Source organism: Streptomyces sp. OfavH-34-F (genome assembly GCF_022347745.1).
In the GTDB taxonomy this organism is placed as follows: domain Bacteria; phylum Actinomycetota; class Actinomycetes; order Streptomycetales; family Streptomycetaceae; genus Streptomyces.
Window position 1 is genome coordinate 12,572 of the sequence record NZ_JAKRGC010000007.1, and the last position, 24,117, is coordinate 36,688.

The 24,117-nt window shown below is 74.3% G+C and carries 26 protein-coding genes; 13 read left to right on the forward strand and 13 right to left on the reverse strand.

What is annotated here, in order from left to right:
• Positions 1-10 precede the first annotated feature (10 nt).
• Both MHW47_RS02850 and MHW47_RS02855 read right to left on the reverse strand, forming a co-directional pair.
• Complete coding sequence (locus MHW47_RS02850) at positions 11-3,400, reverse strand: tetratricopeptide repeat protein (protein WP_239220982.1); 3,390 nt, start codon at positions 3,398-3,400, stop codon at positions 11-13.
• Positions 3,401-3,455: 55 nt separating this feature from the next.
• Positions 3,456-3,830, reverse strand: a complete 375-nt coding sequence (locus MHW47_RS02855; protein ID WP_239220983.1) for a hypothetical protein — start codon at positions 3,828-3,830, stop codon at positions 3,456-3,458.
• 151 nt (positions 3,831-3,981) lie between these two features.
• Between MHW47_RS02855 and MHW47_RS02860 the strand changes: the two genes are divergently transcribed.
• The 3 genes from MHW47_RS02860 (at position 3,982) to MHW47_RS02870 (ending at position 6,916) form a co-directional block, all read left to right on the forward strand.
• On the forward strand, positions 3,982-4,929 hold the full coding sequence (locus MHW47_RS02860; RefSeq protein WP_239220984.1) for a LysR family transcriptional regulator: 948 nt from the start codon (positions 3,982-3,984) through the stop codon (positions 4,927-4,929).
• A gap of 51 nt (positions 4,930-4,980) precedes the next feature.
• Positions 4,981-5,349 carry a hypothetical protein gene (locus tag MHW47_RS02865; RefSeq protein ID WP_239220985.1) on the forward strand — a complete coding sequence of 123 codons (369 nt, stop codon included), beginning with the start codon at positions 4,981-4,983 and terminating at the stop codon, positions 5,347-5,349.
• Positions 5,350-5,611: 262 nt separating this feature from the next.
• Positions 5,612-6,916: a phytase gene (locus tag MHW47_RS02870; RefSeq protein ID WP_239220986.1), complete on the forward strand. Its 1,305-nt coding sequence runs from the start codon at positions 5,612-5,614 to the stop codon at positions 6,914-6,916.
• Between the two features lie 61 nt (positions 6,917-6,977).
• Here MHW47_RS02870 and MHW47_RS02875 read toward each other — a convergent pair whose 3' ends face one another.
• Entirely contained in the window at positions 6,978-8,021 is a 1,044-nt protein-coding gene (locus MHW47_RS02875) for an SGNH/GDSL hydrolase family protein (RefSeq protein WP_239220987.1), read from the reverse strand.
• 305 nt (positions 8,022-8,326) lie between these two features.
• Between MHW47_RS02875 and MHW47_RS02880 the strand changes: the two genes are divergently transcribed.
• Positions 8,327-8,950: a hypothetical protein gene (locus tag MHW47_RS02880; protein WP_239220988.1), complete on the forward strand. Its 624-nt coding sequence runs from the start codon at positions 8,327-8,329 to the stop codon at positions 8,948-8,950.
• A 4-nt stretch (positions 8,951-8,954) separates the two neighbouring features.
• Here MHW47_RS02880 and MHW47_RS02885 read toward each other — a convergent pair whose 3' ends face one another.
• A complete protein-coding gene (locus MHW47_RS02885) occupies positions 8,955-9,794 on the reverse strand; it encodes a class I SAM-dependent methyltransferase (protein ID WP_239220989.1) in 840 nt (279 codons plus the stop codon).
• Between the two features lie 80 nt (positions 9,795-9,874).
• Here MHW47_RS02885 and MHW47_RS02890 point away from each other — a divergent pair, with 80 nt between their 5' ends.
• A complete protein-coding gene (locus MHW47_RS02890; RefSeq protein ID WP_239220990.1) occupies positions 9,875-10,648 on the forward strand; it encodes a glycosyltransferase family 2 protein in 774 nt (257 codons plus the stop codon).
• 42 nt (positions 10,649-10,690) lie between these two features.
• Here the strand turns inward: MHW47_RS02890 and MHW47_RS02895 are convergent, their stop codons facing one another.
• Entirely contained in the window at positions 10,691-11,590 is a 900-nt protein-coding gene (locus MHW47_RS02895; RefSeq protein ID WP_239220991.1) for a hypothetical protein, read from the reverse strand.
• Between the two features lie 276 nt (positions 11,591-11,866).
• On the opposite strand from MHW47_RS02895, the gene MHW47_RS02900 reads away from it, so the two are divergent.
• Positions 11,867-13,066, forward strand: coding sequence for an alpha/beta hydrolase (locus tag MHW47_RS02900; protein ID WP_239220992.1), 1,200 nt, complete (start codon positions 11,867-11,869; stop codon positions 13,064-13,066).
• Here the strand turns inward: MHW47_RS02900 and MHW47_RS02905 are convergent.
• The 3 genes from MHW47_RS02905 to MHW47_RS02915 all read right to left on the reverse strand — a co-directional run bounded on the left by MHW47_RS02905 (position 13,050) and on the right by MHW47_RS02915 (position 15,507).
• Positions 13,050-13,529 carry a DUF2871 domain-containing protein gene (locus tag MHW47_RS02905; protein WP_239220993.1) on the reverse strand — a complete coding sequence of 160 codons (480 nt, stop codon included), beginning with the start codon at positions 13,527-13,529 and terminating at the stop codon, positions 13,050-13,052. The genes MHW47_RS02900 and MHW47_RS02905 overlap by 17 nt on opposite strands.
• A gap of 137 nt (positions 13,530-13,666) precedes the next feature.
• Positions 13,667-14,062, reverse strand: coding sequence for a cupin domain-containing protein (locus MHW47_RS02910; protein WP_239220994.1), 396 nt, complete (start codon positions 14,060-14,062; stop codon positions 13,667-13,669).
• The gene (locus MHW47_RS02915) at positions 14,059-15,507 is read right to left on the reverse strand and encodes an MFS transporter (RefSeq protein WP_239220995.1); all 1,449 of its coding nucleotides are present in this window, start codon (positions 15,505-15,507) and stop codon (positions 14,059-14,061) included. Before MHW47_RS02915 ends, MHW47_RS02910 begins: the two co-directional genes overlap by 4 nt.
• Before the next feature lie 57 nt (positions 15,508-15,564).
• On the opposite strand from MHW47_RS02915, the gene MHW47_RS02920 reads away from it, so the two are divergent.
• Positions 15,565-16,233, forward strand: coding sequence for a TetR/AcrR family transcriptional regulator (locus MHW47_RS02920; RefSeq protein ID WP_239220996.1), 669 nt, complete (start codon positions 15,565-15,567; stop codon positions 16,231-16,233).
• 225 nt (positions 16,234-16,458) lie between these two features.
• Here the strand turns inward: MHW47_RS02920 and MHW47_RS02925 are convergent, their stop codons facing one another.
• From MHW47_RS02925 to MHW47_RS02935, 3 genes are all read right to left on the reverse strand, one after another.
• Entirely contained in the window at positions 16,459-17,535 is a 1,077-nt protein-coding gene (locus tag MHW47_RS02925; protein WP_239220997.1) for a CU044_5270 family protein, read from the reverse strand.
• Positions 17,532-18,209 (reverse strand): RNA polymerase sigma factor, encoded by a 678-nt coding sequence (locus tag MHW47_RS02930; RefSeq protein ID WP_239220998.1) that lies wholly within the window; start codon positions 18,207-18,209, stop codon positions 17,532-17,534. The genes MHW47_RS02925 and MHW47_RS02930 overlap by 4 nt, the downstream gene beginning before the upstream one ends.
• Before the next feature lie 136 nt (positions 18,210-18,345).
• Complete coding sequence (locus MHW47_RS02935) at positions 18,346-18,825, reverse strand: nuclear transport factor 2 family protein (RefSeq protein ID WP_239220999.1); 480 nt, start codon at positions 18,823-18,825, stop codon at positions 18,346-18,348.
• Between the two features lie 81 nt (positions 18,826-18,906).
• On the opposite strand from MHW47_RS02935, the gene MHW47_RS02940 reads away from it, so the two are divergent.
• Positions 18,907-19,362, forward strand: a complete 456-nt coding sequence (locus MHW47_RS02940; RefSeq protein ID WP_239221000.1) for a VOC family protein — start codon at positions 18,907-18,909, stop codon at positions 19,360-19,362.
• Between the two features lie 31 nt (positions 19,363-19,393).
• Here the strand turns inward: MHW47_RS02940 and MHW47_RS02945 are convergent, their stop codons facing one another.
• Positions 19,394-19,717, reverse strand: a complete 324-nt coding sequence (locus MHW47_RS02945; RefSeq protein ID WP_239221001.1) for an acyl carrier protein — start codon at positions 19,715-19,717, stop codon at positions 19,394-19,396.
• Positions 19,718-19,903: 186 nt separating this feature from the next.
• Between MHW47_RS02945 and MHW47_RS02950 the strand changes: the two genes are divergently transcribed.
• Both MHW47_RS02950 and MHW47_RS02955 read left to right on the forward strand, forming a co-directional pair.
• The gene (locus tag MHW47_RS02950) at positions 19,904-20,521 is read left to right on the forward strand and encodes an ABATE domain-containing protein (RefSeq protein WP_239221002.1); all 618 of its coding nucleotides are present in this window, start codon (positions 19,904-19,906) and stop codon (positions 20,519-20,521) included.
• A 3-nt stretch (positions 20,522-20,524) separates the two neighbouring features.
• Entirely contained in the window at positions 20,525-20,920 is a 396-nt protein-coding gene (locus MHW47_RS02955) for an SRPBCC domain-containing protein (RefSeq protein WP_239221003.1), read from the forward strand.
• Positions 20,921-20,995: 75 nt separating this feature from the next.
• Here MHW47_RS02955 and MHW47_RS02960 read toward each other — a convergent pair whose 3' ends face one another.
• Positions 20,996-21,835 (reverse strand): alpha/beta fold hydrolase, encoded by an 840-nt coding sequence (locus tag MHW47_RS02960; protein WP_239221004.1) that lies wholly within the window; start codon positions 21,833-21,835, stop codon positions 20,996-20,998.
• A 67-nt stretch (positions 21,836-21,902) separates the two neighbouring features.
• Here MHW47_RS02960 and MHW47_RS02965 point away from each other — a divergent pair, with 67 nt between their 5' ends.
• The 3 genes from MHW47_RS02965 to MHW47_RS02975 all read left to right on the forward strand — a co-directional run bounded on the left by MHW47_RS02965 (position 21,903) and on the right by MHW47_RS02975 (position 24,060).
• Positions 21,903-22,733 (forward strand): AraC family transcriptional regulator, encoded by an 831-nt coding sequence (locus MHW47_RS02965; RefSeq protein WP_239221005.1) that lies wholly within the window; start codon positions 21,903-21,905, stop codon positions 22,731-22,733.
• A gap of 31 nt (positions 22,734-22,764) precedes the next feature.
• Positions 22,765-23,355 carry an AAA family ATPase gene (locus MHW47_RS02970; protein ID WP_239221006.1) on the forward strand — a complete coding sequence of 197 codons (591 nt, stop codon included), beginning with the start codon at positions 22,765-22,767 and terminating at the stop codon, positions 23,353-23,355.
• Positions 23,356-23,433: 78 nt separating this feature from the next.
• Entirely contained in the window at positions 23,434-24,060 is a 627-nt protein-coding gene (locus MHW47_RS02975; protein ID WP_239221037.1) for a maleylpyruvate isomerase N-terminal domain-containing protein, read from the forward strand.
• Positions 24,061-24,117: the final 57 nt, after the last annotated feature.

A 24,117-nucleotide genomic window follows, 5' to 3' on the forward strand; every position in this document is an offset into this window, starting at 1 on the left:
GGCGGCGCGGTCAGGTCAGCTCCGCCGCGAGCCGGGACCGGGCAGCCAGGGAGTGGCTGCGCAGCAGGGTTTCGAACGACTCCTGGCCCCCGTCCCCGCCCCCGTGTTCCACCGCCGCGTCCGGCCCGGCCACATCGCCCGTCCTGCGCAGGCGGACGAGGAAGGCGTGCACCGCCGAGGTGACGGAGGAGTCGCGGCCCAGCGCCCGCACACAGTCGGCGAGCAGGTTCTCGAAGGCCGGGACCGCCGCTTCCGGATCGCCGTCCACGTGGCCGCGCGCCTCGGCCAGACAGCCGCGCAGCATGAACGTCCCCACGTGGTCGGGGCCCCAGATCCGGACGGCGGCGGACAGGATGTCCTCGTACGCGGCGGCCGCCCGGGCGTGGTCCCCCGCCTTCGCGAGGAGGTCGCCGTAGGTGACGCGCGGAGCGAGCATCTCCACGTGCTCGTGGCCCATCAGCCGCCGGTAGTCGCCCAGCAGTTCCTCGTACGCGACCACCGCGCCGGCCGCGTCGCCCGCCTCGCTCCGCAGGACGATGACCTGGCTGCGCACATCGAGCGTCCGGGGATGGTCGGGGCCCAGCACCCGCACATGGCTGGCCAGCAGCTCCTCGTACTCGGGAAGCATCCCGTCCGGCTCGGCCCCGGGGTCCTCGCTCCGCAGTTCGGCCAGCACGGAGCGCAGCCGGAGGGTCTCGGGATGGTCCGCGCCGAGCACGCGCCGGCGTACGTCCAGCACCTCCTCGTACAGGGCGATCGCCGCCTCCTGGTCGCCCGCGTCGTGCCGCAGGCTCGCCAGCATGCGGCTGATGCGCAGGGTCTCGGGGTGCTCGGGCCCCAGCAGGCGGACGGCGTCCGCGCGCACCGCGCCGAGGTCGGCGAGGGCCCGCCGGTACTCACCCGCCAGACCCTGCCACTCGGCGGCGCTCGCGCGCACGGCGAGCGTACGGGCGTGGTCGGGCCCGAACAGGCGCAGGCAGTCGGCGACCAGGACGCCGAACTCCTCGGCGGTGCCCGCCGGATCGCCCGTCACGCCGTGCAGCTCGGCCAGCATGACGCGCACGTCCAGGATCTGGTCCTCGGGGGCCGACGCCGCCCGCGACGCGGCGACCAGCTCCGCCAGGGAGGCCGCGGCGGCGACCGGGTCGCTCTCCAGCATCGCCTGGTGCCAGGCGGCGGCCAGGGCCCGGTTGGCGAGGACCAGCGGATGACCGGGGCCCAGAGTCGCCTCCAGACCCTCGACGGACTGGCCCATCCCCGTCGGCGCGTGCATCGCGTCACCCGCCTCGTTCCGCATCAGGGAGAGCGTGAAGCGAATGGAGGAGACCTCCAGATGGTGCGGGCCGAACACCCGCGTGCCGTCCGTGAGCAGGGCTTCCAGCTCGGCGACGCCCGCAGCCGGGTTCCCGGCGTTCGCGCGCCAGACGGCCAGCTGGTAGCGGGTGTCCAGGGTGTCGTAGTGGTCGGGGCCCAGGGCGCGCAGACAGTCGCCGAGCAGCGTCTCGTACGCCGCGACGGCCCCCGCCGGATCGCCCGCCCGGCCCCGCAGCTCCGCGAGCAGGCCGCGCAGGTGCAGGGTCTTCTTGTGGCCGGGCCCCAGCACCCGGGCCACGTCCCCGTACAGCGCCTCGCACTCCGCCCGCGCCCGGCTCTCGTAGCCCCGCTCCTTCCACAGCTTCGCCGTCGCCAGCCGGACGTCGAGGGTGTCGGGGTGCACGGGTCCGAGCACCCGTACGTGCTCGGCCAGCACGTCGGCGTACAGCTCCAGCGCCCCGGCGCTGTCCCCGCCCTGCGCCAGGGCCTCGGCGACGTCCTTGCGCGCGAACAGGACAGTGGGGTGGTCGGGCCCGAACAGACGCAGCTTGTCGGCGAGCAGATCCTCGTACGCGCGTACCGCCCCCGCGGTGTCCCCGGTCAGGGCGAGGAAGCGTACGGCGTTGCTGCGCGCCGCCAGGGTGCGGGTGTGGTGGGGGCCGAGGCGGGCCTCGGCGGTCGCGGCGATCCGCCGGTAGTGGGCCATCGTCGCCCGGAGCAGCCCGGCGGCGGCGAGGCTCTGGCCCGCCCGGAGCACCACGTCGTGCACATCGCCCGCCGCCCACAGCTCGTCCTCGCCCAGCTCGTACAGCGCCTCCGCGTTCGTCCGCAGCGTCTGGCCGACCGCGAACTCCCGCTCCACCTCCGGCCAGCACGCGGCCAGGGCGTCGGCGGCCACGCGGACCACCTCTGCGAACCGGCCCGGCGGCAACTGCTCGCGCGCGGCCCGCTGGACGAGCCGGTGCAGCCGGACGGGCCCGTCGTCCGGGGCGGCGCTCACCAGGCTGAGGCGGTGGAGGCAGCGGACCGCCCCGCGCGCGTCGTCCTCGTCCACGTGCGCGTACGGACCACCCTGCTCTGCGCGGGCCCCGGCCAGGAACGCGCGGGCCGGGGCGCTGGTGTACAGCGCGGCCGGAATGCCCTGGGAGCTGAGCACACTGGACAGCTCCAGCGCCGGGCGGGCCAGCCCGGCCGGGTGGAGCCGGTCCGCGAGTTCGACGGACAGCGACCACACCACGGCGAGGGTCTGCCGCTGCTCGTCCGGGAGGGCGCCGCTCTCGGGCAGCAGTCCGTCCAGTCGGCGCGCCCGGTCGGCGAGCCTGGCCCGGTAGACGCGGCAGCTCATGCCCTGGTCCAGCATGTACGCGCCCGCCTGGGCCAGCGCCAGCGGCAGCAGCCCCAGTTCGTGCACCAGCTCCCGCGCCCCGTCCAGCAGCCGGGGGTCGCCGCCGAGGCGGCGGCCCAGATAGCCGACCGCCTCGTCCGGGCCGAACAGCTCGGTCTCCACCAGCCGCCGACCGGGCCCGGCGAGCGCGGCGTCCCGCCGACGGGTCGTCACCACCACCGTCCCGCCGGGACGTACGGGAGGCCACAGGTCCCGCAGGTCGCCGGGGGCGGTCACATCGTCCAGGACCACCATCCAGCGGCGGTCGGTGCGCCCCAGCCAGGCCACGAACCGGGCCGCCGCCTGGTCGGCGTCGGCGACCCGCCCCGGGCACACGTCCATCGCGGCCTCCGCGTAGACCGCGACGACCGCCTGGCGGGTGGCGGCCGGCACCCACACCAGCAGGTCCAGTTCGCCGGACGCCTGCGCGCGCCGCGCCCACTGGGCGGCCCACTGCGTCTTGCCCACGCCCCCCATCCCGGTCAGCACATGGGTCGTCACCGAGGCGTCGGCGGGGGCATCGGGGCGGGCCTGGAAGCAGTCCGCGGGCAGCGGCACCACTCCGACCTGGTGCGGCCAGGCCACTTCGGGGGCGGACAGGAGGTACGTGTTGTGCTGGACGTTGCCGTGGCCGAACTGCACCCCGCGCGCATGGGGCAGCTCGAAGCGGTCGCCGTGCCCCGTATCCGTATCCCTGTTCACGTGGTGTCAGAAGTCGTCTGGATCGTTCTGTCTCGTCGTGGGTCGCGGCGGGCGGTCAGAAGGTGTTGTGCTGGACGTTCCCGTCCCCGACCTGCACGCCTCTGGCGTCGCGCAGGTCCACCACGGTCCGCCCGGCCTCCCCGGACCCGCGCCCGGCCAGCCGCAGCACGTCCTCGGCGGCGGCGAGCAGTTCGGCGTCCTCGGCGGCACCCGCCTCCGCGAGGCAGGCCGTCAGCCGGTCCTGCCAGGTCTCCGGGTCCTCCTCGTGGCCGGCGAGCGCCTCCTCCGCGTCCCGGCGGCCCGAGAACCGCCGCCGCACCGCGTCCCGCAGGGCGGCGTAGGAGTCCTGCACGGCGGCGGACGCCACGTTGCTCGCGCCGACGCCGGCCCCTGCCGCCAGGGCGCTCGCGATCACCAGTACGGGTTCCACGGAGCCCCTCTCCTCGGCCGGCACGGCCTCCCAGTATGGCCCGCGCACGCGGGTCCGGCCCGGACAACCGGAGGAAAAGTCAGGCGGCCGGGAGAGGCGGCTCGGCGCACCTGCACGGCGCTCCCGGCCGGCGCTCCCTAAGGTGGCCGGCGTGGACCTTCAAGCCGTACGCACCTTCGTCGCCGTCGCCGAAGCGGGACAGTTCCAGAAGGCGGCCGTCGACCTGGCGGTCACCCAGCAGGCCGTGTCCAAGCGGATCGCCGCGCTCGAACAGGCCCTGGGGGTGCGGCTGTTCGTTCGGGCGCCGCGAGGAGCGCAGCTCACGATCGACGGCCGGGCGTTCCTGCCCCACGCGCGCGAACTGCTGCGCGCGGCCGAGCGGGCGGCCGCCTCCGTACGCCCCGGCCGCCGTCCGCTGCGCGTGGACGTGCTCACCTCGCGCAGCGCGCAGTCGGGCGCGATGCGCGGCTTCCACCGCGCGCACCCCGAGGTCGAACTGGACGTGCTGATGCTGCCCGGCATCGACGCGGCGATGGCCGCCCTCCGCTCCGGCGAACTCGACGCCACCTTCCGGGCGGTCGCCGCGCCCGGCCGGCCGCTGCCCGAGGACATCGAGGCCACCCGCGTCCTCGACGAACCCCTCCAACTCCTCACCGGCCCGGCCCACGCGCTGGCCGACGCGCCGTCGGTGACCCTCGCCGGACTCGTCGGGCACCGCATCTGGATGCCCGGCGTCGCCCCCGGCACCGAGTGGGGCGCCTACTACGACGACCTGGTCGCGGAGTTCGGGCTCACCATCGAGGCGACCGGCCCCAACTTCGGCTCGGACGCGCTGTTGGACACCCTCGCGGACACCCCGGCCCTGGCGACCTTCATGGGCGAGCACTCCCGCCTCATCTGGCCCGCCGGCCACGGGTTGCGCCGCATTCCGGTGACCGGACCGACGCCCGTCTACCCCCACTTCCTCCTCCACCGCCGCGACAACCCGCACCCGGCGCTGCGCACGCTGCGCGCCTACCTGTCGACCACGGCGAGCCCGGCGGACCCGGCGGAGACCTGGGTGCCGGGGTGGGTGGGCCCCCTGCCCAAGAATGGTTGAGCGTGCAATGATCGCGGGCGGTATCCGTACCCGTATCGAGAAGGCGGTCGTATGCTCCCCCGCAACGCAAACCTCCGCACCATCGCCGCAACGGCGACCACCACAGCCGCGCTGGCCGGTCTCGCCGTCCTCGGCACCGGCACCGCGAACGCCGCCGCGTGGCCCTCCCTGCAGCCGGGCGCCGCCCTCTACACGGGCACCAACGGCACGGGCGCCGTCCTCAACCCCGACCTCGGCGACCTCGGCACGTGCCACACCACCGCCGAGCCGGTCCGCTCGATCCAGATCGCCAACGGCTCCGCGTCGGTCCTCCTCTACTCCGGCGCCGACTGCACGGGCAACGCCTGGGCCAGCGGCACCCTGACCCAGAGCAACCTCCCCGAGACCAAGCTGAGCTACCGGGTCGTCACGGCCCGGTAACCCGCCGCACGAAGGAAGCGCCCACGCCCCGGCGGCCCCGTCGGGGCGAAGGGGGCGACGAGGCCGTGGTCCCCGACTGAAATAGTGGTGGGCCGGGTGTACCTGTGTGCCCCTCTCGGCGGCCTCCGTTTCGCCAGCCGTGTGTTCGTTCATCGTGCGTACACCTGGGCGGGTTGTTACCCGTCGCGTCGCGGCTGCCGTACGGACACCCCGCGGGGCCAGGCTCTCGCAGGTCGATCAACCCCCTGCTGAGGAGACCTGCGTGAATCGCTCCGCCCTCGTCCGGACCACTGTGCTGACCGCGACCACGGCTTTTGCGGCAGTCGCACTGGCCGTGCCCGCCGAGGCCCGGCACCGTCCGTACGCCGACGCCCTGCCCGCCGTGACCCCGCGTGCGGAGACGCCGGCGCTGTACGACGACGACGAAGGCGGCAACGCCGACGCGGACGACCCGGCGATCTGGCGCAACGCCGCGGCGCCCGGCCGCAGCCTCGTCGTCGCCACCGCCAAGGAGGGCGGCCTGCGGGTCTACGACCTGGACGCGCGACTGGTGCAGTCGATCGCCGCGCCCTCCGCCGCCGGGGAGGACGACGCCCCCGGCCGCTTCAACAACGTGGACCTCGTCCACGGCCTCCGGCTCACCTCGGGCAAGAGCGACCTGGCCGTCACCAGTGACCGGGGCCAGGACCGGCTGCGCTTCTACCGCATCGACCGCGACCGGACCGGCGGCCCGCTGACCGACGTGACCGACCCCGCCGTGCCGCCCGTGTTCTCCCGGGACCAGGCCGAGATCAACGACCAGCAGACCGCGTACGGCCTGGCGACCTGGACGAACCCGGCGACCGGGAAGTCCTACGCCCTGGTCAGCCGCCGCGAGCACACCACCCTCGCCCTCCTGGAGCTGCTGCCGGCCGCGGACGGCAAGGTCACCTACCGCAAGGTCCGCACCCTCGACCTGCCCTCCTCCTTCCGGATGCCCAACGGCACCCAGTGGTCCCCCTGCGGCGATCCCGGCGAACTGCCCCAGGTCGAGGGCATGGTCGTCGACCCGGCCAACGGCATGCTCTACGCCGGCCAGGAGGACATCGGCGTCTGGCGGATGCGCGCCGACCTCACCGGCACGCCCGAGCTGATCGACAAGGTGCGCGAGTACGGCGTGCCGGGCGTCTACGACGAGGAGACCGAGGAGTGCACCCCCGGCGCCGACCCCGGCTTCGGCGGCACGAAGATCTCCGCGGACGTGGAGGGCCTGACGCTGCTCACCGAGTCCGACGGCGACGGCTACATCCTCGCCTCCAGCCAGGGTGACAACACCTTCGCCGCCTACGACCGCGAGCTGGAGGACGACAACGAGTACGAGGGCGGCTTCCGGGTCGCCGCCGCGAACGACACCCTCGACGGCTCCGAGGAGTGCGACGGCGCCGCCGTCCTCAACGCCCCGCTCGGCTCCAAGTACCCCAACGGCCTCCTCGTCGTCCAGGACGGGCACGACGGCGACGGCGAGCGGGACGCGACCAACTTCAAGTTCGTCGACCTCGGCAAGGTCATGGACGCCCTCGACGACTGACCGCCCGGCGGCGCCCGGCCCGCCGGGCGCCGCCCCTCCTCGAACGCCGGCCGCGAACCGATCAGCGTTCGAGGAGGGCGATGCGGATGGCCCGCTCGACGTGGGCCGCCGTGTTGGCGTGGCCCTCGGCGTTGGGGTGGACCAGGGTGAGCTTCTTGTCGATGAGACCGCAGTTCAGCGGGACGCCGGGGACCTTCGCCGGCCAGAAGTCCGCAGCGTCGCCGCAGATGCCCTCGACCCACTTCGTGTCCGCCGGCTGGCAGACGTCATGCCCCTCGCTGGAGGAGTAGACGTCCACGTAACGGTCGCCGAAGAAGTCGCTCACCTGCTGGATCGTCCTGTTCAACGGCTTGAGGACGTCGTCGCGGAGCCAGTCGACGTCGGCGTGGGTGATCAGGCTCAGCTCGGTGAAGGACAGCCGGTTGCAGTCGCCGCTGTCCTCGGGCAGGACGGCCGGATAGCCGACCGTGAGGACCCGGGCGTTGGGCGCGGCCTGGTGCACCCGGGCGAGCATCTCGATGTACTCGTCCCGGACCCGGGCGAGCTTGTCCGCGATGCTCTCCTCGCCCTCGGGCGGGTCGGTGAAGTAGTCGCGGCAGGACTGCCCGACCGTGCCCTTCTCCAGGCAGGTGGTCAGGATGCCGGCGAACGGCAGGCTGTTGCCGCCGACGCCGATGGTGACGACGTCCGTCCCCTCGCCGAGGCCGGCCCGCTGGATCTGGGTGTCCACCGCCGGCCAGCCGCCCTCGGGCGGCCGCACCGGGCTGATCGGGACCTGCCGGGTCGTGGCGATGTCGGAGATCACGGCGCCGCCGCAGCTCACATTCGTCAGGTTGACGGGCTTGCCCGGCGGGAACTCGGCCAACTCGCGTTCCACGACGTCCGGATAGGCGTTCTCGGTGCGGTCGCAGCCGTCCCGCGAGGCGTCGCCGAGCGGCGGCTGCGGGGCTCCGACGAAGACGCCGGCGGTGTACGAGTCACCCAGCGCGGCCCACTCGTACGAGTCGGCCGCACCGGCGGAACCGGAGGGCAGCAGCGCGGACGCCGCCAGGGCGAGCCCGACGGCCAGGGCGCGCGTGCGCAGGCGTGACACACGGTGTCGCATGTTTGCTCCAGGGTGGGGGAAGGGCGCCCCGGCGCCGGTCGGCTCCTCCGGGGCGGGATACCTCGCCAGTGATCATCCATCCGGCAAGGCCGCCGGAGCGGTGAATCGGGCCGATCGTCCCCGATCGGGGTAAATCGTCAGATCTATCGCGCAGTTGCCGGCGGTCCGGGTTGACGCCACCCGGCGGTCACCCGCAGAGCGGCAGGGTGGCCGCGCTCGCCGTGATCGCCGGCGGCGTGGTCCTCGCCCGCCTGACCTCGCCGGACGGCGCCCGACGCGCCGGACCCGGCCGATAGGCTCGCGCCATGGGCCTCGACCTCACCACGCTGATCGCCGACTGGTCGTGGCTGGGCGAGCTGCCCGCGCGGGAGCGGCTGCCCCGGCTGCGGGACGCCTGGTACGACGACGAGACGGGGCTCTGGGACCGGGACGCCCCGGCGGCCGACGGCGGCTGGGAGTGGCCGCGCGGGCCGCACGGCGCGTACTTCGGCGTCTACGAATTCCCCGGCACCCTCGGCTCGTTCGGGCCGCACTTCTGGGCGGGGGAGGCGTGGGAGAAGGTACGCGACCACGCCGACCCGGCCCTGCGCGCGGAACTGGACGCCCTGCTGGGCGGGCTGACCTGGCCCGGACCCGGCTTCGAGGACGAGAAGGAGAACGAGGACCGCGCGTTCTTCACCCACGACCCCGAGGTTTCCTACGGCCTCCTCGTGGTGTGCGCCCCGCAGCGTGTACGGGAACTGCTCGCCATCTGGGAGCGCCTGCGCCCCCGGCTCGACGCGCTGCGCGCCCCCTTCGACCGGTACGCCGCCCGGCCGCAGGGCTGGATACCCGACTTCGACTCCTTCGTACGCCTCCTCACCGGCTGGGGCCGCGTCCTGGCGGAGGCGGCCCGGCGGGGCTGGGGGATCGTCGGGGTGAGCGAGTAGCCGGTCACCGCCTGCGCGAGATCCCCAGCTCGATCAGGTACCGCTTGGTCACCCGGCCCTCGTACCGCCCGTCGATCAGCTCCCCGACGGCCGCCAGCAGACCGCGCCGGGCGGCCTCCGGGAGCGCCCGGTGGCCCGAGTACGTGCGGAGCACGTCCAGGTACTCCGCCGTGGAGTACGTCAGGTCCCGCTCGTGACGGCGGAAGACGGTGGGGCCGAAGCGCCCGCTGCGGGCCACCTCCTCCGCGTGGTCGGCGTTGCCGACGTCGGCGGCGGCGGGCGGCCGCGTACCGGGACGGGTCCGCGGGTCGAACCGCTCGTAGCAGCGCTGGACCTCCACGAAGAACCCCTCCGTGCCGCCCGCCACGTGCTGCGTGCGCACCACGGCGAGCGCCCCGCCCGGCCGCAGGGCGTCGGCGGCCTTCGGCACGCGTACCACCGGATCGACCCAGTGGAACGAGGTGGCCGCGAGCACCGCGTCGAACGGTTCCGCCGGCAGCGGCCACTCCTCGAACGCCGCCGTCACCACCTCCGCGTCCGGCGCGCCGGCCAGCCTGCGCCGGGCGACCGCGGCCATGGCCGGCCCCGCCTCGACGGCCGTCACCCGGCACCCCCGCCCGGCCAGCGGCACCGTGGCCTGCCCGGTCCCGCACCCGATCTCCAGCACCCGGGCGCCGGGACGGACCCCGGCGAACGCCGCGAGATCGTCGTACAGCACCTCCGGATAGCCGGGCCGGGCCCGGTCGTACAACTCCGCGTCCTCGTCGAACGTGCGGCGCAGCCGCTCCCGCCGGGACTCCTCGGGACTGTCGTCGCGGCCCGGCCGCGCGGTGGCTTCGCCCATGCCGAGCAGGCTAGGCGACGGCGCCCGCCGGCGTGATGCTTGAATGAACCGTTGTCCCTGATCACGCAAGGAGAAGCGCTGTGCCCCTGGTGTCTGTCGTGATGCCCGTCTACAACTCGGCGGCCACCCTCGGCGCGGCCGTCCGGTCGGTGCTCACCCAGACGCACACCGACGTGGAGCTGCTGATGACCGACGACCAGTCCTCCGACGAGTCGATGGAGCTGCTGCGCGAGTTCGCCGCGCAGGACGAACGCGTACTGCCGCAGACTGCGCCCGAGCGAGGCGGCGCGGGCCGGGCCCGCAACCTCGCGATGGAGCGGGCCCGCGGCGACTACGTCGCGTTCCTCGACTCCGACGACATGTGGCTGCCGGAGAAGACGGAGAAGCAGCTCGCCTTCGCCGCCGAGGGCACCGCCCCGCTGACGTTCACCAGCTACTACAAGATGGACGCCGACCACGCGGGCGAGAGCGTCGACTGGGTGCCCAACGGGCGGGTGATCCGCGCCCGCGCCCACGTCGACTACCGCGCGATGCTGCGCCGCGACTACATCGGCGCGCTCACCGCCATGTACGACCGCAACGTCCTGGGCACCCGGCTGATGCCGGAGATGCGCAAGCGCCAGGACTACGCGCTGTGGCTGTCGATCATGCGCGACGGCGCGGACGCCCGCGGCCTGGCCGAACCGCTCGCCGTGTACCGGGCCGGCCAGGCGACCTCGCTGTCCTCGAACAAGATGTCCCTGGTCAAGTACAACTGGTCCCTCTACCGCGAGCACGAGCACCTGTCGGTGCCGAGGGCGACCCGTGCCCTGGCGGGCGCGGCGTGGCAGTCGCTGCGCAACTCCCGGATCTGAGGCGTACGGCCCCGGGGGGCCGTACGCCGTCGCGGGGTCGCGTCAGGCGCAGCCGGCCAGGGCGATGGAGAGGGTCGTGCACGTGGCGCTGTCCTGGTCGTCGGCCGCGTTCGGGTCGCTCGGCGACGACGACGTGCGGACGGCGGTGACGTGGACGGGGCCGATGTCCAGGACGCCGATCGGAATGCGGAACGTCGAGACCGCGTCGCTGCTGTCGGCCAGGTCCGCGTAGACGCACGTGACCGTGCCCGGCGCGGCGGTGCAGCCGGGGGAGAGGTTCGTGGCCGTCCTCCCCGCCGGGAGCGTCGCGGTCACCGTCGCCGAGGTGGCCGCGTCGGGGCCGTTGTTGTGGGTGCGGAGGGTGTACGAGAGGTAGGGCGCCAGGATGCCGACGCGCGGCTGGGCGTTCAGGCCGATGCTCAGGTCCGCCTCGGTGGGCGGGTTGGTGATCGTGATGGTGGGTCCGTTCGCGGTGGCCTCGCCGCCGTCGGCGTAGAGCTGGTAGCGCAGGACAAACGTTCCGGCAGGGGTCTCCGGGGCGATGCGCAGCGTGATCGAGCCGCTGAACGCCTCCCCGCCGGCCAGATCACCGAGCGGCACCCGCGGACCGAGCCCCCGCACCTCGGCGCAGGGCGCGGTGTTCCCGCTGCACGACTCGATGGTCGTGAACGCGTCGAGGGAGCCGAGGTTCGTGGAACCGGCGTAGAAGTTCTCACCGGCACCGGTCCTGGGGGTGTCCGCGGTGCCGTTGAAGTCGATGGTCAGGGTCTCCCCGGCGGCCACCGTGGTGGACGAGACGCTGATGTGGGAGACCGCGTACGCCGGCGCGAGCGTGAACTGCGTGCCCGCCACGGCGAGCAGGGTCGCCACGAACAGGGCCCAGGCGCGGCCCGGTCCGCGCGCCGCCCGGGGCCGGTGAGGAGAGGAGGTGAATCGTTTCATCAGCAGTGCTCCCTTTCGAACGTCGGTGACGAGCGGTGGCAGGGGGCGCCCTGCTGACGGCCTGGAGCTGTCCGCGCCCTCCCCGTTGCCGTGCTAACGACGGGAGTGGCGCCGGGGCACGACCGAACCGGGCGCGACCGGCGCCGACTTGGCGTACGCCGGAGCGCGGTAGGCCCCTGGTACGACCCGCCCTCCGCCCGTGCGACCCCGGAGGTACCGGAAGGCGTACCCGGGGCGGACGTCGGGGAGGTGGGGGCGGTCATAGCGTGCGGGATCATGAGAACCCGTCAGCGCGGCATCGCCGCGTCACTCCTCGTCCTGGCCCTCGGGGCCACCGCCGTCACGCCCGCCGTCGCCGCGCCGCCCTCCGCTCCAGCGGACCGGTCCGCGTCCGCGTCCGCCGCCTCCGTCACCGCGCCGCAGCTGCGGCTGCCCGCGCCGCGCGGGCCGTACGCGGTCGGCCGGAGCACCCTGCACCTGCGGGACACCGGCCGGGCCGACCCGTACGCGCCGGAGGCCGGCGCGCGGGAGCTGCTGGTGTCCGTGTTCTACCCGGCGCGCGCCGGAAGCGGGGTGCCCGCCCCGTACATGAGCACCCGGGAGGCGCAACTCCTCCTGGAATCGCGGGGGCTCGGCGGGCTCGTCGCGCCGGAGGCGGTCGGGGCGACCGAGACGTACGCCCGTACCGGGGCGGCCCCCGCACGCGGGCGGTACCCGCTCGTCGTCCTGTCGCCCGGCTTCGGGCAGAGCCGCTTCACGCTGACCGCCCTCGCCACCGACCTGGCCGCCCGGGGGTACGTCGTCGCGGCCGTGGACCACGCCCACGAGTCCACCGCCACCGTCTTCCCCGGCGGACGCGTCCTGCCCTGTGCCGCCTGCGACTACGTGGAGCGGACCGGGGAGGCGGGCCTGGCGGAGGTCGCACGGGGGCGGGCGGCGGACGTGTCGTTCCTGCTGGACCGGCTGACCGGCCCTCACCCCGCCTGGCGGTACGCCTCGATGATCGACGGGCGGCGCGTCGGCATGGCCGGGCACTCCATCGGCGGCGACTCCGCCGCGTCCACGATGGCCGCCGACCGGCGCGTGCGCGCGGGGGTGAACATGGACGGCACCTTCTTCGACCCGGTCCCCGCCGCCGGGCTGCGCGGCCGCCCGTTCCTGATGCTCGGCACCGAGGCCGACCACGCGTCCGGCGGGACCTTCGACCCCACGTGGGACCGGGACTGGAAGCGCCTCGACGGCTGGAAGCGGTGGCTGACCGTCGCCGGCGCGGGCCACTTCACCTTCACCGACCTGCCGCTGCTCGCCGCCCAGCTGGGCATCGCCGACCCCTCGGCCCCGCTGCCCGCCGACCGGTCCGGCGACATCACCCGCGACTACGCCGGCGCTTTCTTCGACCTCCACCTCAAGGGCGTACCGCAGCGGCTGCTCGACGGCCCGACCGCCGGCAACCCGGAGGTCACGTTCCAGCCGTAGCGGCGGTGGCGGTCTCCGCGGCCGGTTCGCCCGGTGCGGCCGCCGGCCGGACGTGTGCGTCGACCCGCTTGCCGAGCAGGACGAAGAGCAGGATCAGCCCGACCGTCAGCAGGATGTGTCCGAGCCCGGCGGTCAGGGGCACCACATCGGCGATCTCGTCCTCGCCGCGGCCGAGCACGGTCAGGATGCCGTGAACGCCCATCATGGCCGTCGAGAGGGCGAGACCGAGGTTGTAGAACCAGAAGAACGCGGTGAACAGCTTCGAGCCGGAGAGCCCGAAGACCTTGTCCAGGGCGAGCACGATCAGGAAGACGAGCATGCCCAGGGCCAGCAGGTGCGTGTGCATGAGCGCCAGCTGCGTGTCGCCGTGAAAGTCCTCGTGCTTCGTGAACTCCCGGTAGAAGAGACCGGAGACCACTCCGACGATCATGTAGACGTGCGCTGCGTAGTACGACTTCCGCATGACGGCGTCCCACTCCCCGGGTCGGCTACCGCTCGGACCCCGCCATCCAAGCACCCGCCCCTCTCTCCCGGGGGCGCTCGACCCTCCTCTCTCCAGCCCTCGTCGAGCGCCCCCCGGTTGCTTCTCGTGCGGCGGGTTCAGCGGGTGTCCGCGCGCTTCTCCAGCCGGGTGCCCCGGCGGAGGGTGATCGACATCAGGTCGCTGGGGCCGTCCAGTTCCAGCCGGTGCCAGCGGCCGCGGGGCACGATCACGGCGCTGCCCGCCGACAGGCGCACCCTTTCCTCCGCTCCGCCGGGTGCGTCGGGACGGAGGTGGAGGCGGATGCCGCCGGACAGGCAGCACACCGCTTCGTCGGCTTCCGGGTGCATCTCCCAGTGGTCGGCGTGCACGTCCGCGTCGGTCTCCACGCGGAAGGCGGCGATCTGCCAGACGCCGGCGTGGCTGTCCGTCATCTGCCGTTCGGCGGCCCGGACACCGCCGTCGGGGTGGAAGCGCAGGGCCGAGGCGAACAGGTCGAGGGTGGTGGCCGTCATGAGGGGGTTCCTTCCAGTCGGTTGTCCGCGGGGGCGGTCAGGCGCGGGGCGGGGGTGGTGGTGCGGGTGCGGGGGAGTACGGCGACGGCGACGGCCGCCGCGAGGACGAAGACGCCGGCGGCGAGGGCCAGGCCCAGGGCGTAGCCGTCGTTGAGCGCGGCGGGGCCGGTGGCCGTGCCGGTGCGGTGGGCGGCGACGGTCGCCAGGGCGGCCAGCCCGACACAGCCGCCGAGCTGGCGCGAGCTGTTCATGAGGCCACCGGCCGTACCGGCCTCGTGCGGGGCGACGCCGGTGGTCGCGGCGGCGGCGACCGGGGCCAGCACCAGCCCGGCGCCGACGCTGGTGACCAGGGACGGTCCGAGCACATCGGTGAGGAAGCCGCCGTCCGGGCTGATCAGGGCGAACCACGCCAGGCCCCCGGCGGCGAGCAGGGCCCCGGGCACCAGGGACGCGCGGGGCGTACGGCGGGCGGTCAGGCGGGTGGCGACGACCGTCCCCGCGACCAGGCCCAGCGAGAACGGCAGGAACGCGATCCCGGTCGCCGCCGCCCCCATGCCGAGGACCTGCTGCATGTACAGGGACACGAAGTAGAACGCCGTGAACTGCCCGGCGGCGGCCAGGAACACCAGCACGTTCGCGCCGGTGACCCAGCGGCTGCGCAGCAGGCCGAGGCGCAGCAGGGGCGCGGCGACCCTCGTCTCCACGTACGCGAACACGGCCAGCAGCACCGCTGCGGCGGCGAGCGTCGACCAGGTCGTCGGCGCGGTCCAGCCCAGGGTCTCGGTGCGTACGACGCCGAGCACCAGGAGGCCGATCCCGCCCGTCACCAGGACGGCGCCCAGCGCGTCCAGCCGTTCGCGCCGGGCGGGTGACGTTTCGGCGGGCACTCCGGCGGGGACGAGCGCGAGGGCCACCGCGACGACGGGCAGGTTGACCCACATCACCCAGCGCCAGCCGGCGTGCTCGGTGAGCAGCCCGCCGGCCAGTACGCCCAGCGCGCCGCCCGCGGCGTTCACCGCGCTCCACACCCCCAGGGCCCGGACGCGCCGGGGTCCTTCGACGAAGGTGACGGTGAGCATCGCCAGCGCGGCGGGCGCGGCCGCGGCGGCGCCGAGGCCCTGACCGGCGCGGGCGGCGATCAGCTGCCACGGTTCCTGGGCGAGCCCGCCCGCCAGCGAGCACAGCCCGAAGAGGATCAGCCCCAGCGCGAACATCCGCCGCCTGCCGTACAGATCGCACGCGCGCCCGCCCAGCAGCAGGAACCCGCCGAAGGTGAGCGCGTACACATGCACGACCCACGACAGGTCGAGCGGCGCGAACCCCAGCGACGAACGGATCGAGGGTAAGGCGACGTTGACCACGGACATGTCCAGGGCGACGACGAACTGGGCGACGGCGGCCGCCGCCAGCACCACGCCGGGCCGCCCGCGCGAGTTTCTATACATGTAAGAAAAATAGCGCCGAGGTTCGCCGTTGTCGACCGCTGGGGGATGATGGGCGGCATGCCGCAACCGTCCGCACCGCGCAAGACCAGGGGTCGGCCTCCCCGGATCTCCCGCGAGGAGATCGTCGCGACGGCCCGCCGGATCGTGGACGAGGGAGGCGTCGGCCGGCTGACGATGCGCCGGCTGGCCACGGAGGTCGGCAGTACGCCGATGGCGATCTACCACCACGTCCGGGACAAGGAGGAACTGCTCGTCCTGCTGCTGGACGACTACGCCGCACGGACGCTGCGCCGGCCGGAGATGCCCGCGCGGCCCCGGGAGCGGGTCGTCGTCGCCGCCACCGCCATCCACGAGGCACTCGCCGGCTGTCCCTGGATCGTGGAGGTGCTGACCGCCGACGACCTGCTGGCCACGAGCGCGCTGTGGTTCGTCGAGCAGATCGTCGACGGCCTGGTCGAGTGCGGTCTCCCGCCGGACGGGGCGGTGCACGGCTACCGGGCGATCTGGTACTACACCGCCGGGGAGATCGTGGTCCGGGCGACGGCCGCCCGGCGGCGCGCGGACAGCGAGCGCGCGACCTACCGCGAGCAGGTCTTCGGCGCCCTCGACCCCGGCGAACTGCCCCGGCTGGCACGGCTCGCGGACCGCTGGGCCCCGCTGACCGCCGAGGACACCTACCGGGCCGGCCTCCAGGCCCTGGTGGACGGCCTCCTCACCGGCCGCTGACTCCCGTACGAGCACCCCGGCACCCGCGTCCGCACCATCGGATACAACCCCGGCGTCGTGGCCACCGGCCTGCCCGACCACCTTCCGCAGCCGCTGCGCACCCTCACCCGGGCGTCCTTCGCCCTGTTCGCGACCTCCGTGGACAAGGCCGTCGCCCCCATGGCCGGGCGGACGGCGCCGCTTCCGGAACACGCCCCGGGCCCGTCGGCCCGGCGGCGTACCGGTTCAGGCCTTCGTGGACGGCTTCTCGCGGAGGGCGCCGACCACCGCGCGTTCCATGACCGCCGACCGGTTGGTCACGGTGCCCTTCCTGCCCAGCGAGGTGTCCCGGATCAGATAGCTTCGCTCGCCCAGGTACTCCAGCGTCTTCGCGTCGAAGATCCAGGCGGTGCGCCAGCCGGCGCGGGTGTTGTCGCGCGCCACCCCGATGCCGTGCCGGCCGGCCGCGTCCACTGCGTCGGTGTCCACGCTCACCCCGGGGATGCCGGCCGCCACCTTGTAGAGGGCGGCCGCGGTCCTCGGCGGCATCAGCGTCTCCCGCAGCAGCTCGCCGATGGTGTCGAAGAGGTCCTGGTCCGGGTCGCGGTCCTCGGGCGGGGTGTCGCGCGCGTCCTGGTCCGCGGTGATCTCGGCGGCGAGCCGCCGGCCCAGGGCGTCGGGGTCGGCCGGCAGCGACGCCAGCCAGGTGTACGTCGGCCGGTTGAGGCCCGCCGGGTAACCGACCGGCTCCTCGCCGTCCGGAACGCCGACCGTGATCGGACCGTACGAGCCGTTCTGGTGGATCAGCCCCTCGTCCACCACCGGTCCGGACTCCTGGGTGATCCAGACCTCGCGCTCACGGGGCTCGGTCAGCTTCACCGGGCCGCCGAACGTGCCCTCGTTCTCGGTCTGCAAGGTTCTGACGTACACGAACTGGTCGTCGCCGACCTTGCGGTCGCCGGACTTCGAGGCGACCGCGGCGATCCGGTCCAGCAGTACCGCCGCGCCCCGATGGGCGGTGGCTCCGGAAGCGGTGGGGGCGACGGCCGGTGCGGGGGCGTGGTCCCGGCCGGTCACCGCGAGCGTGGTGAGCAGCACCCCGCCCAGGGCGAGCCCGGCGGCGGGCAGCAGGATGGCCGGACGCAGCAGGCGGGGCCGGGGGCGGGTGGTGGCGCGCACGCCGTCCTGGTCGATCAGACGCATCAGTGTGTCCTTGTGGTGGAGATGGCGGCCCGGAGGCAGGTCCCGTTCGGCCGGGGCCGGCAGCAGCCGGGCCAGTTCCTCGCGTTCGGCCCGCTTGGGGCCGCGGATGCGGTCGTTCATCGGGCTTCCTCCTGGATGGGCAGGGCCACGAACGCGGCCCTGCCTCCTACCTCTCCGCGGCCGGGCCGGGGTTCCCTGCCGGAGCGGACGGATTCCGCGCGGCGCGCGGTGCGGGCGGTGCGTACGGGCCCGTCCGGTGCGGTGTCGAGCCGCTCGTCGGTGAGCCGCCGCAGCCGGGCGCGGGCCCGGGAGAGGCGGGATCGCACGGTCCCCACCGGGATGTCCAGCGCCTCGGCGGCCTCGCCGTAGTCGAGCCCGGACCAGACGCAGAGGGCCAGCACCTCGCGGTCCTGGCGGCGCAGGCCGCCCAGCGCCTGCCGGACGGCGGCGAGCCGCCGGGTGTCGTCCACATGCCCGGCGGTGGCGTCCGCGATGTCGGCGACCGGTTCCGGAGCCGGCCGGCGGGCCAGGAAGGCCAGCCGGCGTCCGTTGCCCCGGTTCGCGTTGCGCGCCTTGTTCGTGGCGATCCCGAGCAGCCACGGCAACAGCGACTCACCCTCCGGTTCCACCGTGTGCCGGGTGCGCCAGGCGGCCAGGAAGGTCTCGGACATGGTCTCCTCGGCCGTCGACCAATCGCCCGTCAGCCGGTAGGCGTGGTTGTAGACCGGCCGTGCGTACTCCTCGTAGAGCTCGGCGAACGCGTCGCGGTCACCGGCTCTGATGCGCGCGCGCATATGCTCCCGATCTTCCTGATCATCACATCTCACACCCCCTACCTCTCCGGACGGCCCGGGGGGTTCCGGTGACCCCCGCCACACCCCGGAGGCGTCCCGTACGTCCACCCCCCTGGGCCGTCCTCGGGGCCGCCCCTCAGCCGGCGGCGGCCAGGGCGAAGTCCTGCGGCAGGCGGGGCGGGGTTCCCCGCGTCCACACCACCCGGAGCGCGGAGGCGGAGATCCGCCAGCCGTCGGGGGTCCGCACCAGCGCGGTGTCCGTGTGCCCCGCGGAGACGAACAGGTCCTCCGAACCGTCCGCGAGGACATGGGTGCTCAGCTGGGCGCCCCTGGCGGTGGCCCGGTCGCCGTCGATCTCGATGACGGTGTTCGTGCCCATGTGCACCGTCCGGTCGAACAGCGCCATGCCCTGCCGTATGCGGTGCAGCACGGCCTCCCGGCCGCGAACGGTCCCGATGGGCATCTCCGCGGTGACGTCCTCGGCGTGGAACCTGCGCGCCCACTCCTCGTCGAAGACGCCGTGGTCCAGCGAGCGGAGGTAGCGGTCCAGCAGATCGGTGATCTCGGCACGGTCGGTCAGGTTTTGCAGCTGTCGCCGCGCTTCTTCGTTGTTCATGGCGCAAGCCTCTTACCTCAAGCGGACTTGAGGTCAAGACGCTTTCCGATCGTTGTCAGACCCGTCTGCGAGGCTCGGGGCATGGAGATGGAAGTGCAACTGACGATCGACTGCGCAGATCCGCAGCGGATGGTGGCCTTCTGGGCCCCCGCCCTGGGCTACGTGCCCGAGCCCGCGCCGGACGGCCACGCCTCGTGGCGGGCGTACTGGCAGGCCATGGGGGTGCAGGCGGACGAGCTGCCGCCCGGAGCGGGGGACATCCCGGAGTCGATCGTCGACCCCGCGGGGCACGGGCCGCGGGTGTGGTTCCAGCGGGTTCCGGAGGCGAAGTCCGGCAAGAACCGGTGGCACTTCGACCTCAAGGCCGGCGGCGGCCGTGCCGTTCCGGTGGCCGTCCGCAGGGAACGGGTGGACGCCACGGTGGCCCGGCTGGTCGAGGCCGGTGCCACGGTCGCGCGCATCAGGGACGAGCCGGACATGGAGTTCTACGCCGCCGCCATGCTGGACCCCGAGGGCAACGAGTTCGACGTCGTCTGATGCGGTGTCGCCGGGAGGCCCGGGCGCCGTGTCAGGCGACGGCCCAGGGGGTGTGGCCGTGGGGGGAGAGGTCCGGTGACGGGCGGAGGCCGGCGTCCCAGGAGGGCTGGAGGGCGGCGGAGACGATGCCCCAGAGCTGCCCCGCGGTGAGGGTGTGCACGGGCACGACGATCTGGCCGGCGAGGCTGACCGCGTACGCCGATTCGAGGGTGCCGACCAGGGTGATGAGGGCCATGGAGTCGAGCCCGTAGCTCTCCATCGGGGCGTCGGGGTCGGGCGTCTTGCCCTGGCCGAGGCCCGGAAGGCCCTGCCGGAGGATCGTCTCGAACCTCGCGTTCCACGGTGTCTGTGACATGGGGCGGACTTCCTTCCGGCTGCCGGGACTTCTGGCCGCGTGCGAGCCCGTGCACGTCCGTCACGGTGCCGGTTCACGCTGGAGCCCTCTTCGACGGGTGCTCGACGGGTGCTCGTGCGGCGGTACGGGGGCAGGTGGCGGCCCGATATCCCTGGCGTTGTCGGTGTAACCGTTTATAGTGGTTACATGAATGCTGCGGAGAGAGCAGAGGCGCCGTCGCCCGGTCTGACGCTGCGCTCCACCACGGGCGCCGCGTACCGCTTCGACCCGGGCGCGCTGTGCCTGGAGCTGCTGACGACCGGCGGGCCCGGCCCCTACCAGCGGTACGAGGTGCTGCACGAACCCGCCGACGTCACCGCCTGGGCGGAACGCTCCCGGCTCACCCCGACCCCCGACGTGGCCGTCTCCGCGACGGAGGTGGCCCTGGTACGAGGGCTGCGCGACGCGCTGTTCCGGGTGGTCATCGCCCATACGCGCGGCGAACCCCACCCGCCCGCGGACCTGGCGGTCATCAACGAGACCGCCGCCCGCCCGGCCCTGGCGCCCGCCGTCGGCCCGGACGGCCGCCGCCGCTGGGCCGGTGCCCCCCGGGGCACGGCGCTGGCCGCCACCGTCGCCCGCGACGCCGTCGAGCTGCTGACCGGCCCCCACGTCCACCGCATCCGCACCTGCTCCGCCGAGGACTGCCACCTCATCTACGTGGACACCTCGCGCCCCGGCCGCCGCCGCTGGTGCTCGATGGAGCACTGCGGCAACCGACACAAGGTCAGGGCGCTGCGCGCCCGCCACTCCGAGGAAGGATGACCGATGCCCACCGGACTCACCAGGGACGCGGGCTGGCAGATCGGCGTGTCCCGCACCCTGCCCCACCCCCCGTCCGTCGTCTGGGACTTCATCAGCGGCCCCGAAGGGCTCGCCCTCTGGCTCGGCTCGGACACGGAGCTGACCCCCGAGCGCGGCGCGCCGTACCGGACGGCGGCGGGCGTGACCGGAGAGGTACGCGGCTACCGCCCGGCGGACCGCATCCGCGTCACCCACGGCACCACCACCCTCCAGGTGGCCATGGCCCCGGCGGCGCACGGCGCCCGTACGATGCTCCGCTTCCACCAGGAGCACCTGGCGAGCGCCGAGGAACGCGAACGCCGGCGGGAGCACTGGCAGCAGGTGATGGACGAGGTGGAGGCCGCTCTGGACCGCCCGTGAGCGGTGGGGAGCGGGCCGCCCGGCCCGCTCCCCGCCCGGCGCCCCGCCCGCTCCCCGCCCGGCCGCCGGTCCTCCTCAGCCGTGCAGCGCGGCGAAGTCCAGCAGCGGACCGGCCACGCGCGGCGGGTCCTCCAGGATCGGCGAGTGCCCCAGCCCCGCCAGCAGCTCCACACGCGCGCCCGGGACGACGCGGTAGTCCGCGGCCGACGAGGCGCGCCAGCGGCGGTCCTCCGCGCCGAAGAGCACCAGCAGCGGCTTGCCGAGCACCGCGAGCCGCTCCGGCAGCGCCCGCTCCGCCAGGTAGGCGCGGGTGGCCCGCATCGTGGCGGCGAAGGTGTGCGCGGTCATGGCCCGCACCTCGTCCAGCAGCGCGTCCGGTACCCGGTAGCCGGGACGGCTGAAACCCGTACTCGCGAGCTGCCGGATCTGCTCGTCGGCCGGCGGCCATTGCACGGGACCTGCGGAGTCCTGTGCCTCCGGGGCGATGAACGCCCCCAGGCCGGGCCCCGTGTTGACGAGCACCAGCGCCGACACCCGGTCGGGCCGCAGCTCCGCCAGCGCCGTGGCCGTCACCCCGCCGCTGGAATGGCCCACCACCACGGCGCGCCCGACCCCCAGCCGGTCCAGCACCCCGCCGACCCGCCGCGCCTGGTCCGGGATCGCGTACGAACCGTCGTCCGGCTTGTCCGACCCGCCGTGCCCCAGCAGATCGACCCGGACGACACGGTGCGCGCGGGCCCCGTCGCGCACCAGCAGCGGGACGAGCGCGTCCCAGGAACGCGCCGAGGAGGCCGAACCGTGGATGAGCAGGAGCACGGGGGCGTCGCGAGGTCCGTCCTGGCACACCCGAAGGGTGTCGCCGTCGTCCAGCGTCACCGCCGAGAGGGCGGTCGTGGTCTTCTCGGAAGCAGTCATGAGCCCACTGTCGCCACCTGCTCCCGCCCGCGTATTGGACGAATGTTCCCTCTCGTAGCATGGGAGGGTGCACACGTTCGCGCACGGTACGGCCGTGTGGGGTGTCGCCCGTCCCCGGGGGCCCGGCCGGGTGGCCGGGGTCGCCATGGCCGGCTTCCGCGTGCACGATCTGGACGCGCTGCGCATGGTCCCGCATCCGGCGGTCACGCTGCTTTTCGAATTCGGCGCCGGTACCCCCGTCCTCGACTCCGCGACCGGTGGCCCGCAACGCGGCTGCTTCGTGGCGGGCCCCGGATTCGGCTCCGGGGGCGCGGTGCGGGTGCGCGGGGAGAACGTCGAGTGCGTGCAGGTGCGGTTGTCCCCGGTGATCGCCCGCGCCGTCCTCGGGGTGCCTCCCGCCGAACTCGACGGCGCCGTCGTCCCGCTGGAGGCGCTGTGGGGGCGCGAGGCGTCGCGGATACGGGAGCGGCTCGGCGAAACCCCTTCCTGGCAGGACCGGTTCGCGCTCGTGGACACCCTCGTCGCCCGCCGGTACGCGGCCCGGCCGCCGGTGGACGCGGAGGTGGCGCGGGCCTGGCGGCGGATCACCGCCGGGCACGGCGCGGTCCGGATCGAGGAACTCGCCGCCGAGGTCGGCTGGAGCCGGAAGCGGCTGTGGTCCCGCTTCCGTTCCCAGGTGGGCCTGCCGCCCAAACACGCGGCGAGCCTGGTCCGCTTCGACCACGCCGCGCACCGCCTGGTCGCGGGCGAGGGCGCGGCCCGCGTGGCCGCCGAGACGGGTTACGCGGACCAGTCCCACCTCCACCGCGAGGTCATGGCGTTCACCGGGGCCACCCCGGCGGCGGTGGCGCGCGAACCGTTCCTCGCCGTGGACCCGATCGCCTGGCCGGGCCGCTGAGGAACGCGGAAGAAGGAGAGGATCACGCCGTATGACCCCTGAGCCGGAGCGGTTCGTCGTCATCACCGGAGGCCCCGGCTCCGGAAAGAGCACCTTGATCGACCACCTGCACGGGATGGGGTACGCGCGCTCCGTCGAGGCGGGGCGCGGGGTCATCCAGGACCAGAGGGCGATCGGCGGCTCCGCGCTGCCCTGGGCCGATCGCGCGCTCTTCGCCGAGTTGATGCTCTGCTGGGAACTGCGCTCCTACCGCACGGCCACCGCCACCGCCGGGGCGACGGCGCCGGTCCTGTTCGACCGGGGCGTCCCGGACATCGTGGGCTATCTGCGACTGGAGGGGCTGCCCGTCCCCGCCCACCTCCACGCCGCCGCCCGGACGATCCGCTACCACCACCGCGTGCTCATCGCCCCGCCCTGGCCGGAGATCTACGAACAGGACGCGGAACGCACCCAGTCCTACGCGCAGGCCGAGCGCACCTACGCGTCGATGGCTGACGTCTACACCGCGTACGGCTACGAGTTGGTGCACCTGCCCCTCGCCCCCGTCGAGGAGCGGGCGCGGTTCGTCACGGACTTCCTCGGCCGGTGCCGGGGCCCGGAAGCCGGCGAGGACCGGGTCTAGAGCACGGGTCCGGGCGGGGCGGCCGGGGCCGGCGGCCGTCTAACCTGGCGGCATCCCTTCTCCCTCACGTGGACGGCGCTGCTCGACGCCGTCGCCGGCCTCCCGGACGAGGACTTCGCGCAGCCCTCGGGCTGTACGGGGTGGCTCGTCCGGGACCTGGTGTGCCATCTGGTGATCGACGCCCAGGACGTCCTGATCACCCTGGCCACCCCGGCCGACGAGCCCGTCACCGCCGACGCTCCCGGCTACTGGGAACTGCTCACCGAACCCCCGAGCGGCGACGACCCGCTCGACGCGCTGATCCCGAGACTGGCGGCGGCGTACGGCGAACCGAGGTGGCTCAAGCACCACATCGACGACGTCGGCTCGGCGGCCGTCCGCGCCGCCGGCCTCGCCGACCCGGCCGCCCGCGTCCGCACCCAGGACAAGGTCCTCACCGTCGCGGACTACCTCACGGCGTACGTCCTCGAAGGCTCCCTGCACCACCTGGACCTGGTCGCCCACCTGCCGGCGGCCCCGCAACCACCGGCCGACACCCTGGCGGTGGCCCGGACCGCGCTGGAGGCCGTCGCGGGCGCCGCGTTCCCCGCCTCGCTCCGGGACGCCGACGCGCTGCGGATCGGAACGGGCCGCCGCGCCCCGACGCCCGCGCAGACGGCGGAACTCGGCGACCTGGCGGCACGGCTCCCGCTCCGCCTCGGCTGACCCGAACCCGATCCGTCGCCGATCCGCCCCCGGTCCGCCCCCCCCGGCGCGCACCGG

Coding starts and splice junctions, on each gene's coding strand:
- MHW47_RS02865 (WP_239220985.1), top strand. CDS start 4,981: ATGCTCCCCCGCAACGCAAACCTCCGCACCATCGCCGCAACGGCGACC.
- MHW47_RS02875 (WP_239220987.1), bottom strand. CDS start 8,021: ATGCGACACCGTGTGTCACGCCTGCGCACGCGCGCCCTGGCCGTCGGG.
- MHW47_RS02880 (WP_239220988.1), top strand. CDS start 8,327: ATGGGCCTCGACCTCACCACGCTGATCGCCGACTGGTCGTGGCTGGGC.
- MHW47_RS02885 (WP_239220989.1), bottom strand. CDS start 9,794: ATGGGCGAAGCCACCGCGCGGCCGGGCCGCGACGACAGTCCCGAGGAG.
- MHW47_RS02895 (WP_239220991.1), bottom strand. CDS start 11,590: ATGAAACGATTCACCTCCTCTCCTCACCGGCCCCGGGCGGCGCGCGGA.
- MHW47_RS02900 (WP_239220992.1), top strand. CDS start 11,867: ATGAGAACCCGTCAGCGCGGCATCGCCGCGTCACTCCTCGTCCTGGCC.
- MHW47_RS02905 (WP_239220993.1), bottom strand. CDS start 13,529: ATGCGGAAGTCGTACTACGCAGCGCACGTCTACATGATCGTCGGAGTG.
- MHW47_RS02910 (WP_239220994.1), bottom strand. CDS start 14,062: ATGACGGCCACCACCCTCGACCTGTTCGCCTCGGCCCTGCGCTTCCAC.
- MHW47_RS02915 (WP_239220995.1), bottom strand. CDS start 15,507: ATGTATAGAAACTCGCGCGGGCGGCCCGGCGTGGTGCTGGCGGCGGCC.
- MHW47_RS02920 (WP_239220996.1), top strand. CDS start 15,565: ATGCCGCAACCGTCCGCACCGCGCAAGACCAGGGGTCGGCCTCCCCGG.
- MHW47_RS02925 (WP_239220997.1), bottom strand. CDS start 17,535: ATGAACGACCGCATCCGCGGCCCCAAGCGGGCCGAACGCGAGGAACTG.
- MHW47_RS02930 (WP_239220998.1), bottom strand. CDS start 18,209: ATGCGCGCGCGCATCAGAGCCGGTGACCGCGACGCGTTCGCCGAGCTC.
- MHW47_RS02935 (WP_239220999.1), bottom strand. CDS start 18,825: ATGAACAACGAAGAAGCGCGGCGACAGCTGCAAAACCTGACCGACCGT.
- MHW47_RS02940 (WP_239221000.1), top strand. CDS start 18,907: ATGGAGATGGAAGTGCAACTGACGATCGACTGCGCAGATCCGCAGCGG.
- MHW47_RS02945 (WP_239221001.1), bottom strand. CDS start 19,717: ATGTCACAGACACCGTGGAACGCGAGGTTCGAGACGATCCTCCGGCAG.
- MHW47_RS02950 (WP_239221002.1), top strand. CDS start 19,904: ATGAATGCTGCGGAGAGAGCAGAGGCGCCGTCGCCCGGTCTGACGCTG.
- MHW47_RS02955 (WP_239221003.1), top strand. CDS start 20,525: ATGCCCACCGGACTCACCAGGGACGCGGGCTGGCAGATCGGCGTGTCC.
- MHW47_RS02960 (WP_239221004.1), bottom strand. CDS start 21,835: ATGACTGCTTCCGAGAAGACCACGACCGCCCTCTCGGCGGTGACGCTG.
- MHW47_RS02970 (WP_239221006.1), top strand. CDS start 22,765: ATGACCCCTGAGCCGGAGCGGTTCGTCGTCATCACCGGAGGCCCCGGC.